We start from the raw sequence: 15,053 nt of genomic DNA on the forward strand, positions 1-15,053 counted from the left end.
CGCTACTCCTGTTCAGCGACAAACTGGCTGTATTCTTCAGGGGTCATCAGGCCTTCGATGGCCTCTACATCCTCAACTTCAAAAACGACCATCCAGCCGTTGCCATAGGGCTCGCTGTTGACAAGCGCGGGTTCATCCAGCAAATCTTCGTTAATTTCAGCGACAACACCTGTCAGCGGTGAGTAGACGTCAGCGGCGGCCTTAACTGATTCCAGAACTGCAAAGCTGTCGCCTGTGCCAATCTCATCATCCACATCCGGCAACTCGACAAATACAATGTCGCCCAACTGCTCCTGAGCATAGTCAGTGACGCCTACGGTAACCCTGTTGCCTTCGATTTTTACCCATTCATGCTCCTTGGTGTACTTCAGTTCTTGATGAATGTTCATTTATTTAGCCTCCCGTTTATAAAATGGTAATTTAACAACTTTCGCCTTCAGCCGGCGATTACGCACGCCAACCAAGACGGTGGTGCCTTCCTCGATGTAACTGGTGTCCATAAGGGCATTGGCTATGTTCTTGCCCACTGTCGGGGAGAAAGAGCCGGTTGTAATAACACCAATCTGATCGCCAGCTTCATTGTAAACCGGATACTCGGCCCGGGGAATGCCGCGGTCCAACATTTCCAGACCCCGTAATCTCCGTTTCAGGCCTGCTTCCTTCTGGGCAATCAGGGCCTGCTTGCCGATATAATCGGCTTCCTTCTTCAGCTTGACAAAGAATCCAAGCCCTGCTTCCAACGGCGATATTTCCGGGGAAATTTCATGTCCATACAGGGGCAGGTTGGCTTCAAAACGCAAAGTGTCGCGAGAGCCCAGCCCTGCCGGCAAGAGACCTTTGTCTTTCCCTGCCTCCATAATCGCCTCCCAAAGCGGAGCCGCGACGTCCGGCCGGCAGTAAATCTCAAATCCATCTTCGCCAGTATAGCCGGTCCGGGAAATCAAACAGGAGCGGCCAGCGACATTGGCTTCATGGACAAAGCGGAAAAAGCCCAGCTGATCCAGGGGGATATCAGTAATTTTTTGCAAAATCGCCTCCGCCTCCGGCCCCTGGAGCGCCAATTGCGCTGTGGTGTCGGAAGTATTCTCCAGCTGGATACCCTGCCAGCAATGTTGCTGTAACCAGAGCCAATCCTTTTCAGCGTTGGCGGCGTTGACAACCAAGAGAAATTTCTGGGCGTTGAACCGATAGACCAGCAAATCATCCACCACACCGCCATCGGGATAGCACATCAGGGTATACATTACCTGACCGTCCACCAAACGGCCGATGTCATTGGTCAGCATGGATTGCAGCCAATCCAGTGCTTTTTCTCCGCCGACAACGATTTCCCCCATATGGGAAACATCAAACAGTCCGGCCCGGTTACGCACAGCGTCGATTTCTTCCAGAATGCCGCTATACTGAACCGGCAGCGCCCAACCACCAAAGTCGACAATTTTTCCGCCAGCGTCCACGTGTTGCTGATACAAAGGTGTCTTGTTCAAGTTTTCCAAATCCAATAATCCCACCTCCAGTCATAGTTTTAACAAAAAAGAACAGAAAAAGCAGCTGATGCTGTTTTCCCTGTCCTGTTACCTGAGAGATTTCATCCCCTTTGGTGCGCTGCAAACAACGCTCTCCAGAGTTGTGTCCAAGTGACAGTACTTTTGCCTGAGAGTTTCGGCCTGAACGCAACATTTCAAGGCCTTGCTCCTTCGGCGCCCGCCGTGCGCGGATCTCTCCCGTCACCCATCATCCACCTGTATGCACTTTATCATCAGGTATTTTCGTCAATCCCGGGGAAAAATCCTGCAAATCAGCGCAAGTGATTAAAAGAACTAGCGTTTGGCACTAATTTGGCTAAAAATCTCAATCTTTTGGTCTCGGTGGGGGCACTAAACGTTCCTGCGCTTGATTATCCAGGCAGAGCTTTATGTGGCTTTTCAATAAGTTATAGTCTTCCACCAGCTGTTCAAAGGATTCTCCCGTCAGACTCCACTGATTCCAGGGTGTGAAACTGACTTCCACTTCACCGTTGGCAAGAATTGTCACCCGCGCCTCGATATTCAGTTCCGGCAGCTTAATACGGGCAAACAATTCTTTCTTTACATCCATGGTCAACAAAGCAAACACCCCCTAGCCAACAAATATGTGGCAGGAGGTGCAAATATGCCTAGAGAGCAGCGAACTGCCGCTTGCCCTCTTCATGAGCCGCCTGGGCACGGCGGGAAAGTTCCAGAGCTTCCTCTTGAATCGACTTAGCGTCCGCTTCTGGCAGCCAGGGCAGATTTATGTTCACATTGGCCAGGGCGCCCTGAAAAGCGGTGTGCAGCAATTCCATACCGACATTGAGATCACTGATGGCGTTGGGGTTGCCTTTGGTCACCAGCGGCGGTATTTTTTCCAACATCGCCACACAGGCAGAAGCTGTTTGCAGGGGCACTTTTGTGGCCTGCAAGGAGGCCTCATCGATTGCCTGACTCCGCCCGGGGTCATCTTTGGGCATGCGGTTAGCGGTCAGTACCTGTTCAAAGGCGGCGCTGTCGGCATCCACCAACTCCAGAAAATGACCACGCCACTTTTCGGCATATTCGGCAGTGGCTTCCATCTCTTCTTTGACCTGGGCATACTTCTTCCGTGCGGCAGTGACATTGCAGAACATAGCCACCAGTCCGCTGCCCAAGGCAGCTACATAGGCAGAGGCGCTGCCGCCTCCGGGAGTGGGGTTTTTGTCTGCCAGTCGGGCACTAAACTCCTGCAACGACAAGTTTACCAGCATCAAAACACCTCGCTTATTTATTTTCGCGATGTCTGAACATCGCTGAGATGACTTGCTTCATTGAAACCATCAATTACAACCCTGCCGCCGGGATTCCAGCGCAGGCGGGTCACACCGCAATTCAAGAAATACATTATGCCCCGGCTTTGCCAGGGTATGCCCAGCAGCCCAGATAAAACTGCCTTCAGGACACCGCCGTGGGTGACGACAAGAATTAAATCGTTCTCGTCATGCTCGGCGGCAATTGCGTCCAACACATCAATGCACCGCTTCTGAAAGTCTAAATAGTGTTCACCCTCCGGCGGCGCCGGCGACTTAAAGGGATCCTGCCGCCACTGCTGCCAAAGTTCAGGGTTGGTGGCCGCAATCTCCTCCCGAGTCAGCCCTTCCCACTCCCCCACATTTATCTCCTGCAAATCCTCGCGGATTAGCACATCCATCTCACGCCGCTCTGCAACCGCTTCCGCTGTAGCGAACGCCCGTTTCAGGGGGCTGGCATAAATTGCCTTCAGGGGCTTGTCCGCCAGCAAATCAGCCAGCTGCTGGGCCTGGCCGCGGCCCCGCTCATTTAGCGGGACATCCACGCTGCCCTGCATCCGGCCGGCGCTATTCCAGTCGGTTTCGCCATGACGCGCCAAAATCATCTTAGTCATTATTGTCCTCCTGTCGCTTATGCTGCAGCCGTCCTCGCCGCCAGTGACGGGCAAGACCAAGCTCCACCAGCCGATTGACCAATTCCGGTCCGCCCAGACCGCTGGCCTCCCATAGCTTTGGATACATGCTGATGGCGGTAAAGCCCGGCATGGTATTGATCTCATTCAAATAGACGCTGCCGTCGGATTTCACAAACATATCCACCCGGGCAAGGCCGGCGGCATCGACAGCGTGAAAGGCCTCCACCGCCAAATCCCGCACCCGCTGTGTAACATCATCAGGCAATTGGGCCGGGATAATCAGGCGGGACTTTTCATCCAGGTACTTGGCTGAGTAGTCGTAGAAATCATTGGCGGGGACAATCTCACCGGGCACCGAGGCCCGGGCGTGCTCATTGCCGAGGACACTGCATTCAATCTCCCTGCCCGTGATGCCGGCTTCGACGATAATCTTGCTGTCATATTTCAGGGCTTCCTCCACGGCCGGTAACAACTCGCGAATAGTTGTAACTTTACTAATCCCCACCGAAGAACCAAGATTTGCCGGCTTCACAAACAGTGGCGTACCCAGGCGCTCCTCGATGCGGGCCACCAGCTCCCGGCGCCCATCATCCCATTCCCAGGCATTAAACGCAATATAGCTGCCCATCGGCAGATTCCTGGCCCGGAAAGCAATCTTCATCTGCACCTTATCCATACCCACTGCGGACCCGAGAACCCCTGACCCCACATAGGGCACACCCGACAGCTCCAGGGCACCTTGAACGGTTCCGTCCTCACCAAAAGGACCGTGCAGCACCGGGAATACAATATCCAAATCCAGCGGCTCGCCATCCACCAGCAGACCCAACCCCTGATAATTCAGGTCCAGACTCACCGGCTGCGCCTCGCTCAAATCAGCGCCGTCTACTAACATCTGCCAGATATCCGGATGGTAAAGCCACTGGCCGTCATTGGTGATGCCAATGGCCAAAACCGAATGTCCCACTTCCTTCAGAGAATCCATGATATAGCGGGCAGACTGCAGGGAAACCTCATGCTCCCCCGAGCGCCCTCCCATCAAAACCGCTACCTTATGTTGCATGCTAAACACCTCGCCTGTTTGCTAATATTATATTACTCCATTGCCGGCGCTTTAACCTTCCGGGGCGCCAATTCCGCCAGGAAAATCCCCGCCATGATCAAGACAGAGCCGGCAACACCCAGGGGGGGCAGGCGCTCAGCCAAAAAGATCATCGCAAAGACGGCGGCGAACACCGGCTCCAGTGCAAAGATCAACGCCGCACGTTCCGGGCTCACCACCCGCTGACCCCAGGTCTGCCCAACAGTGGTGATAACCGTGGCAAAGAAAGCCAGGTAAAGCAAGGACCACCAGATTATCGGTGCCATCGGCACCTGGGTTTCGAAAAGCAAAGTCGCCAGCCAACACACGGCAGCAGTGATCACGACCTTAATCAGCGCCAGCAACCCCACCCGCACCCGGTTGGCATAAAGCCCAACATATAGTATGTAAAAGGAAAAGGCGATGGCACTCAATAACAAATAAACGTCACCCCGGTTAATTGCCCAGCCGGCTTCAAAATCCAGACTCATCAACCCCATGCCGACAGCAGCCAACCCGGCGGCAAAAAACACCCAAAAGGAAGGGCGCCGACGGAACAAAAGCGCTCCGGCCAAAGGCACCAACACAACCGCCAATCCGGTAATAAACCCGGCCTTAGTGGCTGTAGTATACACCATGCCAGTAGTCTGCCCCACAAACCCCATGGCCATCAAACCACCAGTCACCAGGCCACCTTTTAACTCCACAGAGTTCATCGAAGGCAGGTTACGCAAGTTCAACAACAGCAGACCAAAGGTGGCCAAGGAAAAACGCCAGGCCAAAAAATATAACGGCGGCATCTCCGCCAGTAAAGAATTTTTGGTAACAGTAAAAGTAGTCCCCCATATTAGGGTGATAAATATAAGAACCGCATACCCCATCCATCTCTTCTCTCTCATGGCTCACCTCAGAAGTAAAATGACATGACGGGATTATTATAACATAAAAAAAGCCGGCTGGGCCGACTATTGGTTGTAGCGCATATTGCGCATAAAAATCCTCTCTTCAAGGGTAACTTTCCCGGAGTTCACAGTTACTGCAATCTGGTACGTATTCTCTACTAATTCAAAATCAAAGCTATCAATATTACGGGCAAACACAACTACATCCCCGTTGTCGATATTACGGCGACGCAGAACCTTATCTTCAACCTCTATCGTCCAAGGGTCATTGTCCCGCACTCGTGTATAAATAATCGTGCTGTTGACACCTTCCTGGACATTCATTGCTCCGGCCAGTTCGGTACGTAAATGGGTCATTGCCAATTCTGCAGCCTGGCCACCAAAGGCGGCCTGTTGACTGCTATTGGCGCCACGCAAGGCACCAACAAAGAAGGTAGAGACCGCTGTGGTAATCAGTAGAAAAATTATCATAGTTACCAATAACTCAACCAAGGTCATACCTCTGTTGTTAAGCACCTTACCACCCCCAAAGCAATAATGTGAAATCCCAGTAAAGCTGAATAATCTCTGTTGACCAAAACATAGCAACCACTGCCCCTACCGCCAGAAATGGTCCAAATGGCACCTCAGTCTTCCTGCCACCTTTCCGGCTGAATAGCAGTATCCCAACAGAGATAAGTCCTCCGCCAAAGAACGAGACCAATAATGCAATTAGTCCGGACTGCCATCCCAGGGCCAAACCGATGGCGAGGGCAAGCTTGATATCTCCACCGCCCATGCCGCCCCGACTGGCTATGGCAATCAGAAACAGAATAACAAAAAGTAATACTCCTCCCAAAATGGCGGCCCAGTCCAAGCTGACTAAGGCCAATAGAGCAAGAACCGCAGAAGCACCAAGACTGATTGAATCAGGAATAATCCGGTGAGAAAAGTCGGTGCCAACAGCAATTACCAATGCCCATATCAAGATAATATACCGGAGGGTCTCCAGGCTATACCCCCATCGGAACCCAATCAGGCCAAACAACAACGCAGTCACCATTTCAACCAACGGGTACTGCCAAGAAATTGCCTGGTTGCACTTAGCACATCTGCCCTTTAAAATGAGCCAGCTGAGTATCGGGACCAGTTGCCAGGGGAGTATTCTTTGCCCGCAGTGAGGGCAGTGGGATGGCGGCCAGGCTATTGACTCATTCCTGGGCAGTCTATAAATACAGACATTGGCGAAGCTGCCAAACACTGCACCTAACAATGTGCCGACTAAACCAATTACTGTATTCACTGGAAGGGGTTGTCCCTTCCGGGAGCATCGTAGGGAGTGGGAGGATAGAAATCATCACCATATATGGAGATTTGAATATTTGCATTGATACTGTCACCAGAGCGTGAAAGATTAAATGAATCCACTGCCAACAGCCGCTCGTGGTTCTCCAACATCTTAATATAATCAAAATGCTCCTGATAATCGCCCTCCAAAAGTATTGTCAGGTCCAGGCTCATGTATTCATCATCTCTGCTGGGGTTCCCCCCCCGAATGCTATTGAGTGTTAAACCTGATTCCTCGGCCATTTTTTCAAGTTCAGCCAGGAGTTCCCGTAATTGACCATTGGGAGGGATCAGCGCCTCTAATTCTTCCTGTTGAACTAATAATGAGCCTGTATCAATCGCCAGCAATGTTTCCAGCCTTTGCTCCAATTGTTGTTGAAAGATTTCTCTGTTCTCGATCTCAGATTTTACCTGGTTTGATTCCTCAATTGCCGGTTCGAGAAATAGAAACCAAACACAGCCATTAACAGCGAGCATTAATACAATCGCAATTGCCCACTTGTAGGCAGGCGCTAGATTATTCATCTTCTTCGGGCACCTCCCGTCCGTGCCAACCGCTCAAAGTTAACTGAAACGAGCCATCTACGGTCGCACTATTATAATGAACTACCCGAAGCCCTGTTTCCTGGTGCAAACTTCCCAACATATTCGCTACTGCAGTAATGGATGGTGTATAGCCGCTCAAAACGATTGCGCCGTCTGGAGTGCCTCGAAATCCGCTGAGTATTACCTCGTTCTCCATCGCCTGCTCAACTGATGTGAGCGACGGATTCCATAGCTTCGATTCGACAACTTTCATTTGAATATAGTCAGCTTTTGCCATAACCGAATCTTCTAATTCTGCGGCCCACTCGGCATCAGCAATTTTCCTTTCCAAAGAAGCAATGCTTGACTCCAAGCTGTCTAAATCCGAGCGCAGTGTCCCCAAATTGACCTCGAGCAATACCCACCAGCCCGCCAAAGCCATTGCATTAATTAACAAAATTATAGTGATTAAAACCGGGATTGGACGAAGTGAAGGTTGGGGACGAAATTGTTTTGGTAACAGGTTAACCTGAAGCTGCATTATTTCCCCTCCCATAACCCGGCTCCAAGAGCAACGTTGTACATAATTTTATCGCTGCGGGGAGTGCGCAATTTACTGGCGAACTCAGCATACCTTGCCTGCACCCCGACAACATCGCCAATCAGGGCCTCAACTCCTCGAGTCGAAGAAGCGCCGCCAGTCAACAGCACCTGATCAAAATTCTGGTCCCCTTCTTGCTGATAATTGCTGCGGTAATATTCAAGCGAGCGTTGCAGCTCGCGAGCCAATTCGCTGTGCCAACTTTCCAGCCATTCCTCGCTGTACTCACCACGTAACTTCATTATCTCTGCCTCTTCAAAGCTACGCTCTGTCGCTGCCTGAATTGCCTTTGTAGCCTGCAAACCACCGATCGACAAGCTCCGGGAAAAAACAAGCTTTGTGCTTTCAAAGAAATGCAGCTGGGTGGTTTCAGCCCCCAGATCAATAATTACTGTTGACTCATTGGAATCTTTTAATAACCAGCGCCCCAATGCCATTGGGGCTACATCCAGCGCAACAAGACGCAAACCTGATTCTCTGACAGCATCGGTGTATCGCTCAATAGTGCTATCCCGTACAGCAACAAGAAGGATATCCTGCATCTCACCTTCTTCAGTAACTTTAGTTCCTTGCTGTACCCAGTCCATTTGGGCCTCTTCAACAGCAAACGGCAGAACCCTGCGGGCCTCCCACTCAACCGCGTCAGCTGTTTCCTTTGGCTTCATAATTGGAACCTGAATATGGCGCAGAACAAGAGTACTGGCCGGCAGTGTAGCCACAACCTGATTGTTTTGTAATTTTTGCTGCTTCACTAACATCTTTAAGGCATCACAAACTACTTCCGGGGTCTGTAGAACCCCTTTTGTGACAGCGCCCTCCGGACTAAGCATTCTTGCCACAAGGGGTTTCCCGCCTCTGCGGGGCAGACATACCTTGATGAAAGTGCTGCCTATGTCTAATCCGAGTTTGTATTTGTTAGAAAAAAAAGGCAAGGTTGCAGCCTCCCTCCTAGTTTTCCCAGTGAATTATCTGCACGCCACCAAACGCTGAAATCCAGGCCTGAGCAATTTCCGGTGGCAATTTCTCTGGTTGTGGTTCTCTAATCAACTGCTGTTGATTATGATTGATCGTGACAACCTGTGCCATAATCGATCGCAGGTTCATGTTCTGCCCGGTAGTAACTGTTCCTTTAGCATAAAGATACATGTTTATGCTCTCATATTCATCATCGGTATTGCTAACCTTTTCAACACCGTCAATGTCTCCATCAGCCATGACAATCAGATTACAATAATAATTCTCGTACTGGTTTTGAACGTCGAAATAAACATTGCCCCTCCCAACAATAACAATGGTTTCCCAAGGTAGGATACCATCCTGACGCCTAACCTCAATTGTTATGTCTTCGGTAAAATAATTGTTTTGCTTTAAATCTATAAACCGAATCCGGTCAGTTTCTTGTGGCCAAATTTCATAGTTGTCGTATTCCGAAAACAATTCGAGATCCACTTGAGGAAATTCCACCTGATAATTTTTTGTATAGATTTCAGTATTACTCCAGTGGTGGTGGTTGGGAGGTTCTATTTCCGTATGTTCCTCGCGGGTGATGATTGCCGTATCACTCTTTTGCGTATCGTTTGATATTTTCACATAATTGCTGTCAAAATGTGCATCTTGTTCAAAATAAATGCCGTCTATTTCAATATGGTCTGATGCAATATGCACAGGTCCGGAAATACGAAAGTTCTTTAATTCCTGCTTTTCCTCCCCTTCGCCACCGACGAACAGGGAATATTCGAAGGGGCCCTCGACGAATAACAGTGTTGCCCTGACAGTGCGGGTGGCACTACCCTTGGTACCCTTAGAAGTAATAATGAATTCATTTTCGCCAAGGCCCGGTTCTACCAGAACTTCAACCTGACCGTCTTGCATATCCAGAACATGAGGCTGATTTAGCTCTTCGCCGATTCTAAGCAAGTGCATCCCATAATCAATTCCGCCCTCAGCATAATGAAAGGCCTGAGTCCCGTCTCTGTTCGTTATCGCAAAGGTGCTGTCTGCCCTTACAACCTGATACGCAGCCATCCCCACAATAGACAGAACGGCCACGACAATCAGGACATTGACAAGGGCACTGCCACGAGTGTTCACCGCACTGCACCTCCTTATCTTCTTAATTCAGAGCGTATAGTCGACAAACTCACTTCTCCGCCATTCCATTCAACCCGGACCTTAACTTCAAACAATGGCCGCGGATTCTCCGGGTCGCCCCCTGGGGCATTTTCCAGCTCGGTTACTTCGGTGTACACTGTAAACCGCCCTTCCGTTTCCACCGGGATTTCTTCCCCCGGGTAGATAAAGGAGGCTTCATGAGTTTCTGCCCGCAGACGTTCCAAATAATCCTCGGCAATTGCTAGGGCCTGACGCTGGGTCATGGTCTGTCGTGCCCGATTATTTGAAATAACGAAGAAGCCGGTCAAGGGGGCGACGACGATGCCCAAAATGAACACCGCCGTCAACACCTCTACCAAAGTCAGACCGGCGCGGGATCGGATAAACTTAAACATATAATCCCCCGCTTTTTAATTTGGTTAAACTGAGCAACTCAAACTATATGACGTAGCCTAGCCTTCGCCGCCTTCGTCGATGCTACCACCAGATGTTTGGATGATGCCGGTTGTGGGGTCATAGGTAATTGTCAAAACCCGGCCAGTAACTGTATTACCAGACTCATCGGTATTGTTCCCTAGGAACTCAATTGTTTTGTTATCCAGATAGTCGTTTCCATGGTCTGTCCAGAGAATTTTCAGCTCATCGGGAAACCCGGTGGCGTTAAGGGTAACCGTATCGATGCTGGGGTCGGCATCCTTGTCAACCAGGTACAGGGCCAGGGCGTTCTCCAAAGTTGATGCCAGAGCCTCGTCGCTGGCTTCACGGGCCTGATTAATCCGGCCAAGGATAATCGGGGTGGCGATTGCCGCCAGGATGGCGATGATTGCGACAACAACCAAAACCTCAATCAGGGTAAAGCCTTTCTCATTGTTAAGAGACCGATAGAAGAAATTCAACATTTTACTACCTCCTAGATTTTATTTGACTAAAATACCAACAATGTTACACTACCGTTACCCCTCACCTCCTTAATTATGGTTGGACGATGTCTCCCATTTGGAACATGGGCAGCATAACTGCCACAAGGACCAAACCAACAATACCGGCGAGAAACAATATAAGGAAAGGCTCAATAATCGAGCTCAACCGGTCCACAGTGTAGCGTACCTCTGCCTCGTAGAAATCAGCGACTTTACTCAACATAGTATCCATTGCCCCAGATTCCTCGCCTACCTTGAGCATATGCAACAATAAGGGGGTGAACCGAGGAGATGCGCTCAACCCCGCAGTCAAAGTCAATCCTTCGGAAACACCTTTGCGTGCATGAAGAACAGCGCTTGCGTATTCAACATTATTTACAACCCTGGCTACGATTTCCAAAGCAGTAATCATTGGAACGCCGCTGGCCACCAGAATACTTAATGACCGGCAAAATCTCGCCATCGCGGCATTTTGGAACATCGTGCCAAACTTGGGCAATTTTAAGCTCAATCTTTGCGTTGCGTGTTTGCCTTTGGTTGTTCCAAGATAACGTTTAAGCCCGATAAACGCAGCAATCAGCATAACAATCAGAAGCAGAAACTGATTTTGCATAAAGTCACTAACTGCCAACATCCCCTTGGTAATGCCCGGGAGTTCCATACCGCCCTCAGCAAACATGTCTGCAAAATTCGGGACAACAAAAACCATCAAACCAATTGTGATTCCAATCGCAAATACAGCAATAAATATGGGATAAGTCGAAGCAGATTTAACTTTTTCCTGAATCTCACTCTGATTTTCAAAGTAATCGGCCATACGCTCCAGCACATCATCCAGGGCACCGGATGCTTCACCGGCTTCCACCATACTGGTGAAGATGGTGGGAAATAAATCTTTGTGACGTTGGCAGGCTTCACTAAAAGTCTTGCCGGACTCCAAATCCTTGCCAACTTCGCCAAGCGCATCACCCAAAACAGGGTTCTCAGCCTGGGAGGCAATGGCAGAAATGGATGACATAATTGTGACCCCGGCCTTGACCATTGTCGCCATTTGCCGGCAAAACATAGCAAATTCCTTTAAAGGAATCCCTTTTTTCTTTAAAAAGCTCACGCCCTGACTTTTTGCTTTACCTACATTAAGCTGGAGGACAATCATCCGCTTCTCCCTGAGCATAGCGGCGGCACGGTTCATGTCATCAGCCTGAATCTGTCCACTTACAACCTTACCGGTAGCATCCCGAGCTTTATATGTATAAATGTTGGACATTTACATCCCTCCCGGGTTTAGAAGCTTGTGGGGTCAATAACTCCCATATCGGCAAGTTTCTTTAATGACTGGTCAAAGGTGTGCATACCGAATTTGGAGCCGGTTTCCATCTGGGTGGGTATCTGATGCAATTTCCCTTCCCGGATTAGGTTCTTGATAGCAGAGGTGCCAATCAGGATTTCGGTGGCACATACCCGACCGCTACTGCCCCGCTTGGGGAGCAAGCGCTGGGAAACGACCCCGCGCAGGGTCTCAGCCAGCTGCACGCGAATCTGCTGCTGTTGGTGAGCGGGGAAAACATCGATAATCCGGTCGACAGTTGCGGGAGCCGTCGAAGTGTGCAAAGTCCCCAGAACCAAGTGGCCAGTTTCGGCGGCAGTAACGGCGATGGAGATGGTCTCTAAGTCCCTCATCTCGCCAACCAGGATAACATCGGGATCCTGGCGTAGCGCAGCCCGTAGGGCGTTGGAAAATGAATATGTATCTTGTCCCACTTCCCGCTGATTGACGATAGACTTCTTGTGTTCATGTATATATTCTATCGGGTCCTCAAGTGTGAGTATATGGGCACTTTTCTCATTATTAATTGAGTCTATAAGTGCTGCCATTGTGGTAGATTTACCACTACCGGTAGGACCTGTAAACAGAACCAACCCCTGCTTCATCTTGGCAAAACTATGGACAACCTCGGGCAACCCCAGTTCATCGATGCCGGGAATCCGGTCGGGAATAACCCGAAGCGCCGCGGCGGGGATGCCCCGCTGGCGGTAGACGTTAACCCGGAGACGGCCATCAGGCGCCTGAAAGGTGAAGTCTAGCTCGCCCCTGTCCATAAATTCATCGTAGCGGTCGCCGGTAAGTTCCTTAACGACTTGCTCCAATTTGGCAGGATCCATGATATCATCATTGACCTTTATCAGGTCGCCGTCAATCCTCATCAGGGGCGGGCGCTTGTTAGTGAAATGAATATCGGAGGCACCTCGCTCCCGGGCAAAATGCATAATCTGCAAAAGCTCCATTCTGTCCTCTCCTTTAGCCGTTAAATATAATCCAGACCGACCACCCGTACAACTTCTTCTTTGGTGGTCAGGCCTTGCTCAACCTTTGTCATCCCATCTTCATACATGGTGGCCATCCCTTCCTCACGTGACAGCTTACGCAGCTGGGAGGCACTGGCCCCGTCAATTACCGCCTGGCGCAATTTGTCGGTAAAAGTCAGCACTTCATGGACAGCCAGCCGACCCTTAAAACCAGTCTTGTTACAGCGGCTACATCCACTGCCTTTACATTCCCGACATAAGCGTCGCACCAAACGCTGGGCCATTACACCGTTAATAGCAGCGACAACCAGGAACGGGGGTAGGCCCATTTCAATCAACCGGGTGAGGGTTGAGGGAGCATCGTTAGTGTGAATGGTGGATAAAACCAAGTGGCCGGTGAGCGCTGCCCGAACAGCAATCTCGACAGTCTCTGCGTCCCGGACCTCACCAACCATGATGATATCCGGATCCTGGCGCAAGAGAGCGCGGAGGCCGGCGCTAAAGGTCATGCCGATGCGGCTGTGCACGTTAATCTGATTGATTCCACCCAGCCGATATTCGACAGGATCTTCAACGGTCGATATGTTGAATTGAGGTGAATTTATATAATTAAGTCCTGTATACAGAGTTGTGGTCTTACCGCTACCGGTAGGCCCGGTAACAAGCACCAAACCGTAGGAGCGGGTTATAATATCCTTAAACTTCTCCAGGTTGGCAGGGGTAAAACCCAGATCGTCCATTTTAAGTAAGATTGACTCGGGATTGAGAATCCGGAGCACGACCTTCTCACCGTAAATGGTTGGCAAGGTGCTCATCCGCAAGTCGATCTGAGATCCATTGGCAATCGTAAACTTAATTCTGCCATCCTGGGGGACGCGCCGCTCGGCAATATCCAGTTCGGCCATAATTTTTAACCGGGATACAACCAAAGGGTGGGTACTTTTGGGCGGAGTCATCCGCTCATGGAGAATGCCGTCAATCCGGAAACGAATAAATAAATCGTGTTCTCGAGGCTCGATATGGATATCGCTGGCCCCTTCGTTTACTGCCTGGTCAATCATATTGTCAACCAAACGAACAATGGGGGCGTCATCAACCATCAGCTTGAGCTGTTCGGTGTCCAGTTCCTCTTCAACCTTGGATTCCTGTACTACCCTTTCCATGGACTCCCGAAGCGTGAAGTGCTTCCGGATGACCTTGTCCAAATCGGACTTGGCGGCAATCACAGGGACAATCTGGCATCCAGTTGCCATGGCGATGTCGTCGATGGCGACAACATCCTTGGGGTCAGCCATGGCCACGGTAACCCGCTCGCCAACTTTTTCAATCGGCACCGCCTTGTAACGCTTGACCAGTTCCTGGTCGAGAATGTTTATTACTTCTCCATCTAACTGGTAATTATCTAGATTAACATGGGGGACGCCCAGATGAAACTCCATAATCTCTATGTATTGTTGCTGGGTGAGAACATTCAGTTCCACCAACGCCTCGGCAATATTGCTGCCCTTGCCGCTGGCCTTCGCTTCATCAATCTGTTCACGGGTGGCCATCCCCGTTTCCAGCAAAAGCTCTTCCAACGTCTGGTACAAACTGCTCACCCCGGTTTCTGCAAATAATTAGTCGAGAAATAATTCAATGTCAACATACACACAATTAACCAAATATTTCATGCGTAGGTACTAATTCTACATTAAGAAGGAAATTCCTTTTTACAACCGTAATATTTGCGCAACTTTTCCTTGCTAAATGACAAAAATCGTGAAGCGTCGACAGCTTGTCCGCTCTTATTATAGTATTTTCGACATTCCACAGCATTTTTTGGGGGTATCTTCCAATTGTCGCAA

18 protein-coding genes and 1 riboswitch are annotated in these 15,053 nt (G+C 50.1%); all 18 genes read right to left on the minus strand.

The genetic code is table 11. The features are described from left to right. Positions 1–2: 2 nt before the first annotated feature. Entirely contained in the window at positions 3–389 is a 387-nt protein-coding gene (gcvH, locus tag FH749_05390) for a glycine cleavage system protein GcvH (GenBank protein MTI94910.1), read from the minus strand. Beyond that, a complete protein-coding gene (gcvT, locus tag FH749_05395) occupies positions 390–1,496 on the minus strand; it encodes a glycine cleavage system aminomethyltransferase GcvT (protein MTI94911.1) in 1,107 nt (368 codons plus the stop codon). Positions 1,497–1,631: 135 nt separating this feature from the next. After that, positions 1,632–1,737: riboswitch (glycine riboswitch) on the minus strand. A gap of 114 nt (positions 1,738–1,851) precedes the next feature. After that, positions 1,852–2,106: a hypothetical protein gene (locus FH749_05400; GenBank protein ID MTI94912.1), complete on the minus strand. Its 255-nt coding sequence runs from the start codon at positions 2,104–2,106 to the stop codon at positions 1,852–1,854. A 49-nt stretch (positions 2,107–2,155) separates the two neighbouring features. Then, positions 2,156–2,761, minus strand: a complete 606-nt coding sequence (locus FH749_05405; protein ID MTI94913.1) for a cyclodeaminase/cyclohydrolase family protein — start codon at positions 2,759–2,761, stop codon at positions 2,156–2,158. A gap of 17 nt (positions 2,762–2,778) precedes the next feature. Then, a complete protein-coding gene (locus tag FH749_05410; GenBank protein MTI94914.1) occupies positions 2,779–3,414 on the minus strand; it encodes a histidine phosphatase family protein in 636 nt (211 codons plus the stop codon). Further along, entirely contained in the window at positions 3,407–4,498 is a 1,092-nt protein-coding gene (locus tag FH749_05415) for a D-alanine--D-alanine ligase (GenBank protein ID MTI94915.1), read from the minus strand. The genes FH749_05410 and FH749_05415 overlap by 8 nt, the downstream gene beginning before the upstream one ends. A gap of 32 nt (positions 4,499–4,530) precedes the next feature. Further along, complete coding sequence (locus FH749_05420; protein ID MTI94916.1) at positions 4,531–5,415, minus strand: DMT family transporter; 885 nt, start codon at positions 5,413–5,415, stop codon at positions 4,531–4,533. A 66-nt stretch (positions 5,416–5,481) separates the two neighbouring features. Beyond that, positions 5,482–5,934, minus strand: a complete 453-nt coding sequence (locus FH749_05425) for a type II secretion system protein (protein ID MTI94917.1) — start codon at positions 5,932–5,934, stop codon at positions 5,482–5,484. A 1-nt stretch (position 5,935) separates the two neighbouring features. Continuing rightward, on the minus strand, positions 5,936–6,700 hold the full coding sequence (locus FH749_05430) for a prepilin peptidase (GenBank protein MTI94918.1): 765 nt from the start codon (positions 6,698–6,700) through the stop codon (positions 5,936–5,938). Further along, on the minus strand, positions 6,697–7,269 hold the full coding sequence (locus FH749_05435) for a hypothetical protein (GenBank protein MTI94919.1): 573 nt from the start codon (positions 7,267–7,269) through the stop codon (positions 6,697–6,699). Before FH749_05435 ends, FH749_05430 begins: the two co-directional genes overlap by 4 nt. Then, on the minus strand, positions 7,262–7,810 hold the full coding sequence (locus FH749_05440; protein MTI94920.1) for a hypothetical protein: 549 nt from the start codon (positions 7,808–7,810) through the stop codon (positions 7,262–7,264). The genes FH749_05435 and FH749_05440 overlap by 8 nt, the downstream gene beginning before the upstream one ends. After that, positions 7,810–8,802, minus strand: a complete 993-nt coding sequence (gene pilM, locus FH749_05445; GenBank protein ID MTI94921.1) for a type IV pilus assembly protein PilM — start codon at positions 8,800–8,802, stop codon at positions 7,810–7,812. The genes FH749_05440 and pilM overlap by 1 nt, the downstream gene beginning before the upstream one ends. A 16-nt stretch (positions 8,803–8,818) precedes the next feature. After that, positions 8,819–9,961 (minus strand): hypothetical protein, encoded by a 1,143-nt coding sequence (locus FH749_05450; GenBank protein ID MTI94922.1) that lies wholly within the window; start codon positions 9,959–9,961, stop codon positions 8,819–8,821. Between the two features lie 14 nt (positions 9,962–9,975). Next, complete coding sequence (locus tag FH749_05455) at positions 9,976–10,377, minus strand: prepilin-type N-terminal cleavage/methylation domain-containing protein (protein MTI94923.1); 402 nt, start codon at positions 10,375–10,377, stop codon at positions 9,976–9,978. 57 nt (positions 10,378–10,434) lie between these two features. Next, positions 10,435–10,881, minus strand: coding sequence for a prepilin-type N-terminal cleavage/methylation domain-containing protein (locus FH749_05460; protein MTI94924.1), 447 nt, complete (start codon positions 10,879–10,881; stop codon positions 10,435–10,437). 73 nt (positions 10,882–10,954) lie between these two features. Further along, on the minus strand, positions 10,955–12,169 hold the full coding sequence (locus FH749_05465) for a type II secretion system F family protein (GenBank protein ID MTI94925.1): 1,215 nt from the start codon (positions 12,167–12,169) through the stop codon (positions 10,955–10,957). Between the two features lie 17 nt (positions 12,170–12,186). Beyond that, positions 12,187–13,188, minus strand: coding sequence for a type IV pilus twitching motility protein PilT (locus tag FH749_05470; GenBank protein MTI94926.1), 1,002 nt, complete (start codon positions 13,186–13,188; stop codon positions 12,187–12,189). Between the two features lie 20 nt (positions 13,189–13,208). Continuing rightward, the gene (locus tag FH749_05475; GenBank protein MTI94927.1) at positions 13,209–14,759 is read right to left on the minus strand and encodes a type II secretion system protein GspE; all 1,551 of its coding nucleotides are present in this window, start codon (positions 14,757–14,759) and stop codon (positions 13,209–13,211) included. Positions 14,760–15,053: the final 294 nt, after the last annotated feature.

Source organism: Bacillota bacterium (assembly GCA_009711825.1).
Classification (GTDB): domain Bacteria; phylum Bacillota; class Proteinivoracia; order UBA4975; family VEMY01; genus VEMY01.